12 protein-coding genes are annotated in these 14,624 nt (G+C 65.4%); 8 read left to right on the top strand and 4 right to left on the bottom strand.

Going from position 1 to position 14,624, the window contains the following annotated elements:
- Positions 1 to 10 precede the first annotated feature (10 nt).
- From ACYVD7_RS01655 to lpxC, 5 genes are all read left to right on the top strand, one after another.
- On the top strand, positions 11 to 985 hold the full coding sequence (locus ACYVD7_RS01655) for a D-alanine--D-alanine ligase (protein WP_460758740.1): 975 nt from the start codon (positions 11 to 13) through the stop codon (positions 983 to 985).
- A 1-nt stretch (position 986) separates the two neighbouring features.
- Complete coding sequence (locus ACYVD7_RS01650) at positions 987 to 1,730, top strand: cell division protein FtsQ/DivIB (RefSeq protein WP_460758436.1); 744 nt, start codon at positions 987 to 989, stop codon at positions 1,728 to 1,730.
- Positions 1,727 to 2,962 carry a cell division protein FtsA gene (ftsA, locus tag ACYVD7_RS01645; protein WP_460758433.1) on the top strand — a complete coding sequence of 412 codons (1,236 nt, stop codon included), beginning with the start codon at positions 1,727 to 1,729 and terminating at the stop codon, positions 2,960 to 2,962. The genes ACYVD7_RS01650 and ftsA overlap by 4 nt, the downstream gene beginning before the upstream one ends.
- Positions 2,963 to 3,205: 243 nt before the next feature.
- The gene (gene ftsZ, locus ACYVD7_RS01640) at positions 3,206 to 4,444 is read left to right on the top strand and encodes a cell division protein FtsZ (RefSeq protein ID WP_460758430.1); all 1,239 of its coding nucleotides are present in this window, start codon (positions 3,206 to 3,208) and stop codon (positions 4,442 to 4,444) included.
- A gap of 409 nt (positions 4,445 to 4,853) precedes the next feature.
- The gene (gene lpxC, locus ACYVD7_RS01635; RefSeq protein ID WP_460758427.1) at positions 4,854 to 5,765 is read left to right on the top strand and encodes a UDP-3-O-acyl-N-acetylglucosamine deacetylase; all 912 of its coding nucleotides are present in this window, start codon (positions 4,854 to 4,856) and stop codon (positions 5,763 to 5,765) included.
- A gap of 477 nt (positions 5,766 to 6,242) precedes the next feature.
- Here lpxC and ACYVD7_RS01630 read toward each other — a convergent pair whose 3' ends face one another.
- Positions 6,243 to 6,695, bottom strand: coding sequence for a DciA family protein (locus ACYVD7_RS01630; protein WP_460758738.1), 453 nt, complete (start codon positions 6,693 to 6,695; stop codon positions 6,243 to 6,245).
- 23 nt (positions 6,696 to 6,718) lie between these two features.
- Here ACYVD7_RS01630 and ACYVD7_RS01625 point away from each other — a divergent pair, with 23 nt between their 5' ends.
- The 3 genes from ACYVD7_RS01625 to ACYVD7_RS01615 all read left to right on the top strand — a co-directional run bounded on the left by ACYVD7_RS01625 (position 6,719) and on the right by ACYVD7_RS01615 (position 11,759).
- Positions 6,719 to 7,651, top strand: coding sequence for a M23 family metallopeptidase (locus tag ACYVD7_RS01625; protein WP_460758425.1), 933 nt, complete (start codon positions 6,719 to 6,721; stop codon positions 7,649 to 7,651).
- A gap of 245 nt (positions 7,652 to 7,896) precedes the next feature.
- Positions 7,897 to 10,626, top strand: a complete 2,730-nt coding sequence (secA, locus tag ACYVD7_RS01620; protein WP_460758422.1) for a preprotein translocase subunit SecA — start codon at positions 7,897 to 7,899, stop codon at positions 10,624 to 10,626.
- A 185-nt stretch (positions 10,627 to 10,811) separates the two neighbouring features.
- On the top strand, positions 10,812 to 11,759 hold the full coding sequence (locus tag ACYVD7_RS01615; protein ID WP_460758736.1) for a Nudix family hydrolase: 948 nt from the start codon (positions 10,812 to 10,814) through the stop codon (positions 11,757 to 11,759).
- A gap of 21 nt (positions 11,760 to 11,780) precedes the next feature.
- On the opposite strand, the gene coaE is transcribed toward ACYVD7_RS01615, so the two are convergent.
- The 3 genes from coaE to ACYVD7_RS01600 form a co-directional block, all read right to left on the bottom strand.
- A complete protein-coding gene (gene coaE / locus ACYVD7_RS01610; RefSeq protein ID WP_460758421.1) occupies positions 11,781 to 12,395 on the bottom strand; it encodes a dephospho-CoA kinase in 615 nt (204 codons plus the stop codon).
- Between the two features lie 94 nt (positions 12,396 to 12,489).
- Entirely contained in the window at positions 12,490 to 13,353 is an 864-nt protein-coding gene (locus tag ACYVD7_RS01605) for a prepilin peptidase (protein WP_460758419.1), read from the bottom strand.
- Between the two features lie 23 nt (positions 13,354 to 13,376).
- On the bottom strand, positions 13,377 to 14,621 hold the full coding sequence (locus ACYVD7_RS01600; protein ID WP_460758418.1) for a type II secretion system F family protein: 1,245 nt from the start codon (positions 14,619 to 14,621) through the stop codon (positions 13,377 to 13,379).
- Positions 14,622 to 14,624: the final 3 nt, after the last annotated feature.

The raw sequence follows: 14,624 nt of genomic DNA, 5'->3' as shown, positions 1-14,624 counted from the left end.
CGCCGACACGGTGAACATCAGGTTCGCAGCGCCACGCGTGAACGACCCGGCCGTATTCGGCCGCGTCGCCGTGCTGATGGGCGGCACCAGTTCCGAACGCGAGGTGTCGCTGGATTCCGGCCGCAACGTGCTGGAGGCGCTGCGCTCGCGCGACGTCGACGCCTTCGCGGTGGACGGCATTCCCGCGCTGGTGGAAGCGATCCGCGCCGGCAAGGTCGATCGCGTCTTCAACATCCTCCACGGCAACAAGGGCGGTGGCGAAGACGGCGTGCTGCAGGGATCGCTGGAAGCGCTCGGCGTTCCGTACACGGGCTCCAACGTGTTGGGCTCCGCACTGACCATGGACAAGATCCGCACCAAGCAGGTGTGGCTGGCGGAGGGACTGCCGACGCCGCGTTACGTGCGCCTTGCCAAGGGTGCAGACGTGCATGCCGCCGCGCGTGAGATCGGATTGCCGGTGATCGTGAAGCCGTCCTGCGAAGGCTCCAGCGTCGGGGTGTCGCGGGTGATGAGCGATGCCGACCTGGATGCGGCGATCGAACTGGCAGCCCGCTATCCCGGCGAACTGTTGATGGAGCAGATGGTGGTTGGCGACGAACTCACCGTCGGCATCCTCGGCGATGGCGTGACGCACCAGGCGCTCCCGTCGATCCGCATCGTGCCCAAGGGCGAGTGGTACGACTACAACGCGAAGTACATCGCCGAAGACACGCAGTACCTGTGTCCCGGCCTGGAAGGCGAGGCCGAAGCCGAGATCCGCCGGATCGCGCTGGCCGCGTTCATCGCCGCCGGCAGCACCGGCTGGGGTCGCGTGGACGTGATGCGCGACCGCATCACCGGCAAGTTCTATCTGCTCGAAGTGAACACCGCGCCGGGCATGACCAGCCATTCGCTGGTGCCCAAGGCGGCGCGCCAGGTCGGCATCGGTTTCGAGGAACTGTGCTGGCGAATCCTTGAACAGTCGGTCCGGACGGAGGCGCCCTGAGTTGAACGCGCTGCTGCGCATCGCCGGTTGGGTTCTCGCGGTTGCACTGGTCGTGCTGCCGGTGGTCGCCGTGCTCAATGGCTGGGTCGGTGCGGGCCACTGGCCGTTGACCAAGCTGCGCGCGACGGGCGAGTTCCGCCGTGTCGACGGCGCACGACTGCGGGCGACGCTGCTGCCTTACGCACAGCGCGGTTTCTTCGCCGTCGACCTGGAATCCGCGCAGGACGCGGTGGCGAAGCTGCCCTGGGTGGAATCGGCCGAAGTGCGCAAGCGCTGGCCTGACGTTCTGGAAGTAAGCCTGGTCGAACATAAGCCGTTCGCCCGGTGGGGCAGTGATCGCCTGCTCTCCGAACACGGCCGGCTGTTCCCGTCGAAGGGAATCGTCGTGCCGAACGGACTGCCGCAATTCGACGGTCCAGAAACACGCACCGCTGAAGTGGTCGAGCTTTACAACCAGGCGCGCGAGCAGTTCGCCAAGGTCGGCATCAATGTGATCGAAGTCGTGCAGGACCCGCGTGGCAGCTGGTCGCTGGGCCTCGACAACGGCGCGCGCGTGGTTGTCGGTCGCAGCGAAGCACGCGCACGGATCGCGCGTTTCGTCCGGTTGCTCCCGCAGATGCTGACCCAGAACACCCAGCAGCTAGCGCGTGCCGACCTCCGTTACACCAATGGTTTTGCGCTGACGTGGAAGCCGGCTCCGGCCCAGGCTCCCGCGAACGCGCCGCAAGTGCAGGGAAATACATGAATCGCAAGGGTGACAAATCGCTGATCGTGGGCCTCGACATCGGCACCTCCAAGGTGGTGGCGCTGGTGGGCGAGTACTCACCGGGCGCACCGATCGAGGTGATCGGCATCGGCTCGCACGAGTCGCGCGGATTGAAGCGCGGCGTGGTGGTCGACATCGAATCCACCGTGCAGTCGATCCAGCGCGCGATCGAGGAGGCCGAATTGATGGCCGGCTGCGAGATCCGTTCGGTCTACGCATCGATCAGCGGCAGCCACATCCAGTGCCGCAACTCGCAGGGCATCGCCCCGATCCGCGATGGCGAAGTGACCTACGCCGATCTCGACCGGGTGCTGGAGGCGGCGAAGGCCGTGGCCATTCCCGCCGACCAGCGCATCCTGCATGCGATCCCGCGCGACTACGTGCTCGACGATTCGCAGGAAGGCATCCGAAACCCGGTCGGCATGACCGGCGTGCGCCTGGAAGTGCATGCGCACCTCGTCGTCTGCGCGCAGTCGGCTGCCGCCAACATCACCAAGTGCGTGCAGCGCTGCGGCCTGCAGGTCGACGATCTGGTGCTGGGCGTGCTCGGGTCCAGCACCGCGGTGCTGACCAGCGACGAACGCGAGCTGGGTGTCGTGCTGGTCGACATAGGTGCAGGTACCACCGACATCGCGGTGTTCGTCGGCGGCGCGATCGCGCACAGCGCAAGCCTGCCGATCGCCGGCGACAAGGTCACCGAGGACATCGCGCACATGCTGCGCACGCCCACGCCCGAGGCCGAGCAGATCAAGGTCCGCTACGCCTGCGCACTCGCGCAGATGGCGACGGCGGAAGAATCGATCCAGGTGCCCAGCGTCGGCGATCGTCCGCCGCGTCGCATGCCGCGTGCGTCGCTCGCGCAGGCGGTGCAGGCGCGCTACGAGGAGATCTTCGAGATGGTGCAGGCGGAGCTGCGTCGCAGTGGCTTCGAACAGCACGTGCGTGCCGGCATGGTGCTCACCGGCGGCGCCGCGAAGATGGAAGGCGTGGTCGAACTCGCCGAGGAAATGCTGCAGATGCCGGTGCGCGTGGGGATCCCGCAGCACGTCACCGGCTTGGGCGAGGTGGTCGGCAATCCGGTGCATGCCACCGGTGTCGGCCTGCTGCTGACCGGCAGCCAGATGGAAAACCCGCGTCGTCCGACGATTTCGGCCGGGCGTGCAGGCAGCTTCTTCAACAGGTTGAAGGGCTGGTATCGCGGTGAGTTCTAGCGGAAACGCGCCGTGGCGAAGGCGTCCGACGGTGGCAGCTGGAATGCGGAAAACGAAGGGCCGGTTGAAGTAGATGTCGATCCAGGCAAGGCGTTTTGAAGCAAGTCGATTTGAACAGGTCGATCAGAAGCAGGCGATCCAAGAAAATTTGAAGCAACCCGATTCAAGCAAAACCCGATTGAAGCAAGTTCGTTTGAAGCACCCCGATCAATCACTAGCAACACATAACTAGAGGACGAGGACATGGCACATTTTGAACTTCTCGAAAAGATGGCCCCCAACGCGGTGATCAAGGTCGTCGGCGTGGGCGGCGGTGGCGGCAATGCGGTCGCGCACATGGTCAGCGGCAGTGTCGATGGCGTCGAGTTCATCACCGCCAACACCGACGCGCAGGCGATCAAGAACTGCGGCGCGAAGCTGCAGCTGCAGCTCGGCAGCAACGTCACCAAGGGCCTGGGCGCAGGTGCGAATCCGGAGGTTGGCCGTCAGGCCGCGCTGGAAGACCGCGAGCGCATCACCGACGCGCTGCAGGGCGCGGACATGGTCTTCATCACCGCTGGCATGGGCGGCGGCACGGGCACCGGCGCCGCACCCGTCGTCGCGCAGCTGGCCAAGGAGATGGGCATCCTCACCGTTGCCGTCGTCACCAAGCCGTTCCCGTTCGAAGGCCGCCGTCGCATGCAGGTCGCGCTCAAGGGCATCGAGGAGCTGTCGCACCACTGCGACTCCCTGATCACGATCCCGAACGAGAAGCTCATCACCGTGCTCGGCCGCAACGCGACGATGATCCAGGCGTTCCGCGCCGCGAATGACGTGCTGCTCGGCGCCGTGCAGGGCATCGCCGACCTGATCGTGCGTCCGGGCCTGATCAACGTCGACTTCGCCGACGTGCGTACCGTGATGTCCGAAATGGGCCTGGCGATGATGGGCACGGGTTCTGCCCGCGGCGACGACCGCGCGCAGGCCGCTGCGGAATCGGCGATCCAGAACCCGCTGCTCGACGACGTCAACCTGTCCGGCGCCAACGGCATCCTGGTCAACATCACCGCCGGTCCGGACTTCACCATGGCCGAGTTCGACGAAGTGGGCCGCACCATCGAAGGTTTCGCCTCGGAAGACGCGACCGTCGTCATCGGCACCGTGCTCGATCCGGACATGCAGGACGAGGTCAAGGTGACGGTCGTGGCGACCGGCCTCAACCGCGCCGTCGTGCGCCAGCCGATCCGTACCGGCATGGAGCGCGGCACCGAGCGCGAATTCCAGCAGCGCGCCCCGATCCAGCTGGTCCGCAATGCGACCACCGGCCAGCCGGAGTTCTCGGCGCTGGACCGCGTCGACGCCCAGCCGGTGATGCCGAGCTTCGGCGGCAGCCTGCGCGGTGGTTCGCGCGTGAGCGAGCCGGCCGGCGGTCCGCCGGTGGCGGATTTCGGCGGCGACAGCTACCTCGACATCCCGGCGTTCCTGCGTCGCCAGGCGGACTGAATCGGTGGACTGAACCCGGGCGGGCCTCGGCCCGCCTTGCAACATCATTGAGTTGTGATCGCGTGGGGAGGCTTCAGCCACCCTGTGCACCCGCCCGGCCGGACTCGTCCCCGGCTGGTTGGACCCTAGGCTCCGGGCCGCCTGCGCCCGGAGGTCTTTTGCCGGTCGGCCCGAGTGCCGACCGGCCTTTTCCAGCGCCTTCCCGCGTATTGCATAAAAGTGACGAGTGGTGCCCAGAACGGTTTCCCGGGCATGTCATTTCCGTTAAGGTTCAGCAACCTGCGTGTTAACCTTGCCGCCTTGTCCGGCACGCCCAGACCGATCGATCAGCCTGATTGACCAGTCTCGACAGACCCGGACCATCCGCCAGGTTCGCGACGCGAGCCGATCAAAGGCCGTACCGCACCCGATGCTCCGACAGCGAACCCTGAAGAACACCATCCGCGCCACCGGCGTGGGCCTGCATAGCGGCGAGAAGGTTTTTCTCACCCTGCGCCCGGCCCCGGTGGATGCCGGCATCGTGTTCCGGCGCGTCGATCTGCAGCCGGTGGTGGAAATCCCGGCACAGGCTGACCTGGTCACCGAAACCGTGCTGTGCACCGGCCTGAGCCGCGACGCCGGCAAGGTCATGACGGTCGAGCACCTGCTTTCCGCCCTGGCTGGCCTGGGCATCGACAACTGCTACATCGACCTGTCCGCGCCGGAAGTCCCGATCATGGACGGCTCGGCGGGCCCGTTCGTATTCCTGCTGCAGTCCGCGGGTATCCGCGAGCAGGAAGCCGCCAAGCGCTTCATCCGCATCAAGCATCCGGTCGAAGTCCGCGATGGCGACAAGGTCGCCCGCTTCGAGCCGCACGACGGGTTCCGGATCGGCTTCACCGTGGTCTTCGACCACCCGGCCATCCCGGCGTCGCAGTCGCGCGCGGAGGTCGAGTTCTCCACGGCGTCGTATGTAAAGGAAGTCAGCCGCGCCCGGACCTTCGGCTTCATGCGCGACCTGGAATACATGCGCGAACGCAACCTGGGCCTGGGCGGCTCGATGGACAACGCGATCGTGCTGGACGAATTCCGCGTCCTCAACGACGACGGCCTGCGCTACGCCGACGAGTTCGTCCGCCACAAGATCCTCGATGCGGTGGGCGACCTGTATCTCGCCGGCCGGCCGATCATCGGCGCCTACGAGGGCTACAAGTCGGGCCATGCCCTGAACAACAAGCTGGTCCGCGCCCTGCTGGCGGAAAGCGCCGCCTGGGAAGAAGTGACCTTCACCGACGAGGCCCAGCCGGCGCCGGTGACCTACGGTTCGCCGCTGACGGTTTGATCCGCCAGGCGCGCGCCTGACCTGTCCGGGGGAGACGCAGCCCGGACCGCCTGCCGGTCGTCTCCGTGGAGTTTCCTCAATCTGACCTGCCGGGCGGCGATAGGCGCCCTGCAGCGCCAAGCGCCGCATCGACACTTATAAGGTGAAGCTGCGTTGAGCCGGGGCGTGTGTCCAGCACCCTCGCTGCGCCCGGGATGACAGCTCCGTTACGCGGAAAACCTCCCGCACCGCAGCACTGCCAACCAGGCCGTGCGCCCGGTCACGCTCGGAATCGCCCTGATTCCGCCTGAGGGAAAACCCCCAGCGCGACCCCTGTCACAGACGCTGAACGACAGGGCGGGAGTTAACTGAACTTTAACGCAATATTGCCAACTGGCTTCCTGATTCTTAACAAAATCAGGGCATTAGGCCGCTAGCATGCCCCCGGTTCGGTAATTGGCCGGTTCCTGCGATAACGCAGGAACGGGCAGGAACCGGTCAATCGGCGTCATCGGAGCCCGAAGGGTCGGGCTGTTGAAGGGATGCCAAGGCGGACTGCAATGCGTTTCGTGCAGCTGCCGACATCGGTTTGGATTTGCGGGTCGCCGGGATCGGCGAGGCAGATCCAGCCGACGGACTCACGGTCGATTTGACCACGAGTTCGCTCGCCTCAAGTCCGATGGATCGGGCCGATTCGAGGAGTTCCGGGGCAGCGAGCCGCAGCTTGGCCCGCCACACCGGAGCATCAACGACAAACACGAGCCTGCCGCGCTCGAAGTTGGCCAGACGCACATGCGGGGCGAACGACGGCGGCAGGAGGGGACGCAACTGACGGTCCAGTCCGTCGAGCCACAAGGCTCTACGGATCGGGTCACCCGAAGGTTCCGCCAGCAGCGCTTCAAGCGCGGCTCGCGGGGCGGAGGGGTGGCGCGGGGCTTTGGGCTCGGACACCGTCAAGACCAGATATCGGACTGATGACTCATCCACTCATCGTAAACAAGTTTCGCAAGAAGCCTTTCGCCCGCTTCGTCGATTCGATCAGCTCGCTCGGCAGCAGCCGGCCGATGCTGGCGATCGCCAGCCTGATCGGCGTCGGCTTCATTGTCGGCGGTGGCGCCGGCCTGCTCGGTACGGCCGGGCTGCGCGCCCAGCTTGGGAACCAGCAGGCGGCCCTGGCGGCTTCGCACCGCGAATCCCAGCGCGAGATCAACGCCCTGGCTGCCCGCCTGGGCGAGCTGCAGGCCGAAGCCAACCGCCTCAACGCCCTCGGCGAGCGCCTGACCCGCATCGGCCAGCTCCAGGACGGCGAGTTCAACTTCGACAAGCCGGTCGGCGTCGGTGGTACCGGCCCGGTCCGCGACATCAGCCGTCCGGAGCTGCATGAAGGCCTGGACACCCTGAGCCGCCAGTTCGTGCAGTCCGGTGAGCAGCTCTCCGTGCTGGAGTCGCTGCTGTTCAACCGCCAGCTGGACATGAATTCGGTGCCCTCGCGCGAACCGATCGCCAATAGCTACATCACTTCCGGCTTTGGCGGTCGCGTCGATCCGATCGTCGGCGGCAGCCAGTTCCACAAGGGCATCGATTTCGAAGCCGACGTCGGCGACCCGGTCATGTCCGTGGCCGACGGCGTAGTCAGCTTTTCCGGCGTGCGTTCGGGCTACGGCAACGTGATCGAGGTCGACCACGGCAACGGCTACGTCACCCGTTACGCCCACAACTCGCGCTTGGAGCGCCGCGTGGGTGAACTGGTCCGTGCGGGACAGGAAATCGCCAAGGCCGGTTCGACCGGTCGTTCCACCGGCGCCCACGTCCACCTGGAAGTCTGGAAGGACGGCGTCGTGGTCAATCCGCGCAACTTCCTGAGCCAGCAGTCGCCGCTGGCGAAGGCCGTGGCCGTCAAGGGCTGAGGCCGTTCCGGGCGGTCTTCGCAACGGAACCAACGCAGGACGGCGCGGTCGCAGGATCGCGCCGTTTTTGCATGGGCGGGCGAAAGGAGGATGCGTGCTCCGGCAGACCTTGATAGACGCCCGTCCAGCCCCAACAAGCTACAATCGCGTCGCCAGAAAGGGCGCCTAGCGCCCTTTTTTATTTTCCGGACGAACCGCGCGCGGCTCGTGCCCGGACCCGAAATCAACGAATCCCGGTCCAATCCATGCTCAACAGTCTGCTTACCCGCGTCTTCGGCAGTCGCAACGAACGCCTGCTGCGCCAGCTGCAACGCTCGGTCGTCAAGATCAACGCCCTGGAGGCCGAGTACGAGAAGCTGACCGACGCGCAGCTCCAGGCCAAGACGCCGGAGTTCCAGCAACGCATCCAGGGCGGTGAATCGCTCGACAAGATCCTGCCGGAAGCCTTCGCCGTCTGTCGTGAAGGCTCCAAGCGCGTGCTGGGCATGCGCCACTACGACGTCCAGCTGATCGGCGGCATGGTCCTGCACCTGGGCAAGATCTCGGAAATGCGCACCGGCGAAGGCAAGACCCTCGTTGCGACGCTGCCGACCTACCTCAATGCGCTGGAAGGCAAGGGCACGCACGTCATCACCGTCAACGACTACCTGGCGCGCCGCGACGCGGCGTGGATGGGCAAGCTGTACAACTGGCTGGGCCTGAGCGTCGGCGTCGTCTACCCGAGCATGCCCCACAGCGACAAGCACGCCGCGTACGCCGCCGACATCACCTACGGTACCAACAACGAATTCGGCTTCGACTACCTGCGCGACAACATGGCACTGTCGAAGGAAGACCGTTTCCAGCGCGGCCTGCACTACGCGATCGTCGACGAAGTCGACTCGATCCTGATCGATGAAGCGCGCACCCCGCTGATCATCTCCGGCCCGGCCGACGAATCGCCGGAGCTGTACATCAAGGTCAACCGCATCGTTCCGCTGCTGACCAAGCAGGCGACGGAAGAGGGCGAAGGCGACTACTGGGTCGACGAGAAAGGCAAGCAGGTCCACCTGTCCGAATCCGGCCAGGAACACGCCGAAGAGCTGCTGCGCAAGGCCGGCATCCTGCACGGCGAGGAAGACAGCCTGTACGGCGCCACCAACCTCAGCGTCGTCCATCACCTCAATGCCGCGATGCGCGCGCATGCGATCTACCAGCGCGACGTCGACTACATCGTGCGCGATGGCGAAGTGATCATCGTCGACGAATTCACCGGCCGCACGCTCGCCGGACGTCGTTGGTCCGATGGCCTGCACCAGGCGGTGGAAGCGAAGGAAGGCGTGCCGGTACAACGCGAGAACCAGACGCTCGCCAGCATCACCTTCCAGAACCTGTTCCGCATGTACAAGAAGCTGTCCGGCATGACCGGCACGGCGGACACGGAAGCGTACGAATTCCAGAGCATCTACGGCCTGGAAGTGATCGTGATCCCGACCCATCGTCCGATGGTGCGCAAGGACCACTCGGACGCGGTGTTCCTCAACCGCAACGGCAAGTACCGCGCGGTGCTCGGCGAGATCCGCGCCGCCAACGAGCGCAACCAGCCGGTGCTGGTCGGCACGACCTCGATCGAAGTGTCGGAAATGCTCAGCCAGCAGCTCACTACAGCCGGCGTGAAGCACGAAGTCCTCAACGCCAAGCAGCACGAACGCGAAGCGCACATCGTCGCGCAGGCCGGTCGTCCGGGCGCGGTGACCATCGCCACGAACATGGCCGGTCGCGGTACCGACATCGTGCTGGGCGGTTCGCTGGAATCGGAAATCGCCGTGCACGAGGCCGCCACCGGCGCGCCGATCGACGAGGTGACCAAGCAGCGCATGAAGTCCGAATGGCAGGCGCGCCACGAAGCGGTGAAGCAGGCCGGCGGCCTGCACATCGTCGGTACCGAGCGCCACGAATCGCGCCGCATCGACAACCAGCTGCGCGGTCGTTCCGGCCGCCAGGGCGACCCGGGCTCCTCGCGCTTCTACCTGTCGCTCGAAGACAACCTGATGCGCATCTTCGCTGCCGACTGGGTGCAACGCGCGATGGCGCGCATGGGCCTGCAGGAAGACGACGTCATCGAAAGCGGCCTCGTCACCAAGCAGATCGCCGGCGCGCAGCGCAAGGTCGAAGCCCACAACTTCGACATCCGCAAGAACCTGCTCGACTTCGACGACGTCAACAACGACCAGCGCAAGGTGATCTACGGCCAGCGCGACGAACTGCTGGACGCGGACAGCGTGCAGGAGAACATCGAAGGCATCCGCGAGGACGTCGTCACCGACATCGTCCAGCGCCATGTCCCGGCCGATTCGGTCGACGAGCAGTGGGACCTGCCGGGCCTGGAGTCGACGATCGAGCAGGAATTCGACGTGCGCATTCCGCTGGTGCAGATGGTGCACGACGCAAAGGAAATGGACGCGGAGACCATCGCCCGGTACGTCCAGGAAGCCGTCCTCAAGCACTTCACCGATCGTGAGGCGCAGCTGGGTGCCGACACCACGCGCATGCTGGAAAAGCACCTGATGCTCAACGTGCTCGACCAGAACTGGAAGGAGCACCTCGCGCGCATGGATTACCTGCGCCAGGGCATCCACCTGCGCGGTTATGCGCAGAAGCAACCGAAGCAGGAATACAAGAAGGAAGCGTTCGAGCTGTTCAGCGACATGCTGGAGAAGGTCAAGCGCGAAGTCGTCACGATGCTGGCACGCGTGCGCATCCGCAGCGAAGAAGAGATCGCCGCGATGGAAGCGCAGGAGCGTGCGGCACTGGAAGCGCAGGCGCGGCAGATGCAGTTCCAGCATCCGGACATGGGCGGTTTCGGCGCCGATGAGGAAGCCGCGCAGGCGCAGGCCGCCGCCGGCGATGCCGCGTTCGCCAACGTCGGTCGCAACGATGCCTGCCCCTGCGGCAGCGGCAAGAAGTACAAGCATTGCCACGGCCAGCTGGCCTGATCGTCGGAACCACGGAGTAGGGGAGGCGGCAGCCGCCGCCATCCCCGAAGTCTCGAGGACGGTACCGAGGCGCTCCACAGCTGCGAGGGATCGCGTGCCGCACCAGATGACAACGGCTGCAACGCGATCGTCCTGGAGTGTCCGTGATGGCGCAGGATGAAGGCTTGAATCACTCCGGGTCGCCCATCGCAAACGCGAATGCCATCGAAGTCGTCGCCGGCGTGATCCGCGACGCCCGCGGACGCATCCTGCTCGCGCGCCGCACGCACGGACGTGACCTTGCAGGACTCTGGGAGTTTCCGGGCGGCAAGCACGAAGCGGGAGAGTCAGCGCAGGAAGCCCTCAAGCGTGAGTTGCGTGAGGAGCTCGGTATAGAGATCGAGCCCGGCGCCCCGTTGATCTGCGTGCCGCAAGCCTATCCGCACAAACGCCTGCGCCTGGACGTGCACGAAGTGCGCGCCTGGCACGGCACGGTGCGTGGGCTGGAAGGCCAGGCCCTGGCCTGGGTGCCGCTGCACAAGCTCGCGGACTATGCGATGCCACCGGCCGATGTTCCGGTGGTCGCGGCGTTGACCCAGCCCGACAGGTATCTGGTCACCCCGGAACCGGGTGATGACGATGCACCGTGGCTGGCTTCGCTCGAGCGCGCATTCGCGGCCGGCTTGCGTCGTGCACACCTGCGTGCGCATTCCTGCGCACCCGCGCGCTGGCGTTCGCTGGTCGTGGAGGCGATTGCACGCGCTCGCACCGCGGGCGTGCAGGTGCTGATCAATTCGGATATCGAACTGGCGCGGGAGCTCGGCATCGGGGTACACCTGCGCGCGTCGCAACTGGGTGGCCTGGACGAGCGGCCCCTGCCGGCCGGGTTGCCCGTCGCGGCGTCCTGCCATGGCGCCGCGGAGCTGTTATCGGCGCAGGCACTGGGCTGCGATTTCGCCGTGGTCGGCGCCATCGCCGCGACACCGACGCATCCGGGAGCAACGCCGCTGGGCTGGGAAGGTTTCGCCGCGCTCCGCGAAGGAGTTTCGCTGCCGATCTACACCATCGGTGGATTGACGGTCGACGACATCCCGCAGGCGCGTCGGCATGGCGCGCAGGGCGTGGCCGCGATCCGCGGGTTGTGGCCCGTCTGAGTCGAGGTTGCCTGAATCGAATCAGGTAGCGCGCGCGAGCACCCGGAAACGCCGGTCCAGCGCGGCGACATGCTGCTCCAGTAATTCCAGGGGGCCGTCGTTGACGATGACGTCATCGGCGATCGCCAACCGCTGTGCACGCGACGCCTGCGCCGCGATCATCCGCTCGGCCAGTCCGATGTCGATGCCGTCGCGCCGCATCAGGCGGTCGCGCTGCGTTGCCGGCGGCACGTCCACAACCACGATGCGATGCAGCCAGGGATAGTTGGTGCGTCCGCCGCCTTCTGCCAGCAACGGGATCGCGGCGATCGCATACGGGCTGCGCGCGGCTTCGCACACGCTGTGCAGTCGCGCCCGCACGAGGGGATGGATGATGGCTTCCAGCTGGCGTCGTGCCACGTCGTCGCCAAATACGCGTTCGCGCATCGCCGCGCGATCCAGGCTGCCGTCGGCTGCCAGCACGCCGTTGCCGAAGGCGGCGACCACTTCAAGCAGTCCCGTCGAGCCGGGCGCGACGGCTTCGCGCGCCGCAATATCCGCGTCCGCCACTTCGATGCCAAGGCCTTCGAACCGTCGCGTCACCTCGCTCTTGCCCGAGGCCACTCCGCCGGTCACGCCGATGATGAATTGGCTCATGACTTCGTTCCGACGATGGGGGCTGGAAGCGGTGAACGGATACCGGGGCAGCCGTTTGCGGCGCGGGTCGCGCGAACAGTGCGGCCCCAGCGTGTTACTTCAACCCGGAGATCCGCATGTAGCCATCGATCAGCGGCTGGCCCCAGAAGAATACGATCCAGCCCGCGATCGCGAGATAGGGTCCGAACGGGATCTGCGTGTTGCGATCCTTGCCCTTCATGGCAATGAAGATCGAACCGATGATCGCGCCGACCAGCGAGGACACCAGGATGGTCGGCAGTATTCCCTTCAAGCCCGTCCAGGCGCCGATCGCCGCCAGCAGCTTGAAATCGCCCTGGCCCATGCCGTCCTTGCCGGTGAGCTGCTTGAACACCCAGCACACCGACCACAGGCTCGTGTAGCCCACCGCGGCGCCGATCACCGCCGGTTTCACCGGGAAATACAGGTTGTCGCTGGCCGCTACAAGTCCGAGCCACATCAGCGGCAAGGTGAGTGAGTCAGGCAGCAACTGCGTACGCAGGTCGATGCCCGACATGGAGATCAGGAAGCCCGAGAACACCATTGCGCCGAAGCCCTGCCACCCGAAGCCGAACTGCCAGACGCAGGTGACGAAGGCCAGCATCGTCAGCAATTCCACCAGCGGGTACTGAGCGGAGATGGGGGCCTTGCAATTGCGGCACTTGCCGCGCAGCGCCAGCCAGCTGAATACCGGGATGTTCTCGTACCAGCTCAGCGCGTGCTTGCAGTGCGGGCAGTGCGAGCGCTCTACGACAATGCCCGGCGGCGGAGGGTCGTAGACCTCCGGTAGCTCGAGGACTTCGCGCGCGTCCTTTTTCCACTGCCACATCAGCCGCGGTGGTGTGCGCAGGATCACGACGTTGAGGAAGCTGCCGACCAGCAGCCCCAAGCCCGCCACCAGCGGATAGCCGATGGCGGGGTTCTGGTCCAGGAAAGCCATCTATCAGCGTGCCTGCGGGCGCATCAGACAACCGCGCCGAGCTTGAAGATCGGCAGGTACATCGCGACAACCATGCCGCCGACTACCACGCCGAGGAAGACCATGATCATCGGTTCCATCAGGCTGGCAAGCGCGTCGACCGTGTTGTTCACTTCCTGCTCGTAGAACTCGGCAACCTTGAAAAGCATGGTGTCCAGTGCACCGGCCTCTTCGCCAATGGCAGTCATCTGGACCACCATGTTCGGGAACAGGTTGACCTGTTTCATTGCCATGTTGAGCTGATAGCCGACCGACACGTCGTCGCGGATACGGAGGATCGCCTTTTCATAGATGGTGCTGCCGGTTGCGCCGGCAACCGATTCCAGCGCCTCCACCAGCGGTACGCCGGCTTTGAAGGTGACCGCCAGCGTGCGCGAGAATCGCGCGATGGCTGATTGGTGCAGCAACTGGCCGATGACCGGGAGCTTGAGCATCAACCGTTCGAGGAACAGCGAGAACGTGGCGGAGCGCTTCTTCAGCATCACGAACCCGACGCCGATGCCAATCAGGATGATCAATATCAGCCACCACCAGCCCACCATGAACCGGCTCATGGCCATGACCGACAGCGTAAGTGCGGGGAGGTCGGCGCCAAAATCCTTGAACACCTTCTCGAACGTGGGAACCACGAAGATCAGCAGGATGGCGCTGACGATGAGGGCCACGGCCACCACCATCGCGGGGTAGAACAGGGCCTTCTTGATCTTGCCCTTGATCGCCTCGATGTTTTCCTTGTAGGTGGCGATCGTGTCGAGCACGGTTTCCAGCACGCCGGCTGCTTCGCCGGCCTTGACCAGGTTGCGGAACAGCTGGTCGAACTGGATGGGGTGCTTGCCAAGCGCATCGTAGAGGGAAGTGCCGCCCTCGATTTCGTGGCGCACGGAGTCGATCAGCGTTTTCATCTTGGGGTTCTTCTGCCCCCCAGCGATGATTTCCAGCGCCTGCACGATCGGCACGCCGGACTTGATCATCGTCGCGATCTGGCGACTGAAGACTGCAATGTCCCCTGGCGAGATGGTCTTGCCGGCGCCGCCGAACAGCGGCTTGCCCTTGACCTTCACGACTTTCGGGGTAATCCCCTGGCGACGCAGTTCGGCACGGACGATATTGGCGGTCTTGGCGGGCTGCTCGCCCTTCATCGTGATGCCGCGCTTGTCGGTTCCTTCCCATACGAAAGTCTGCATGGTGTCCAGGCGGCTTTTGACGGTGGCAGTGCGGGATGCGGACATGGC

The organism is Lysobacter fragariae, assembly GCF_054779775.1.
This window is presented reverse-complemented; position numbering and strand designations above follow the sequence as displayed.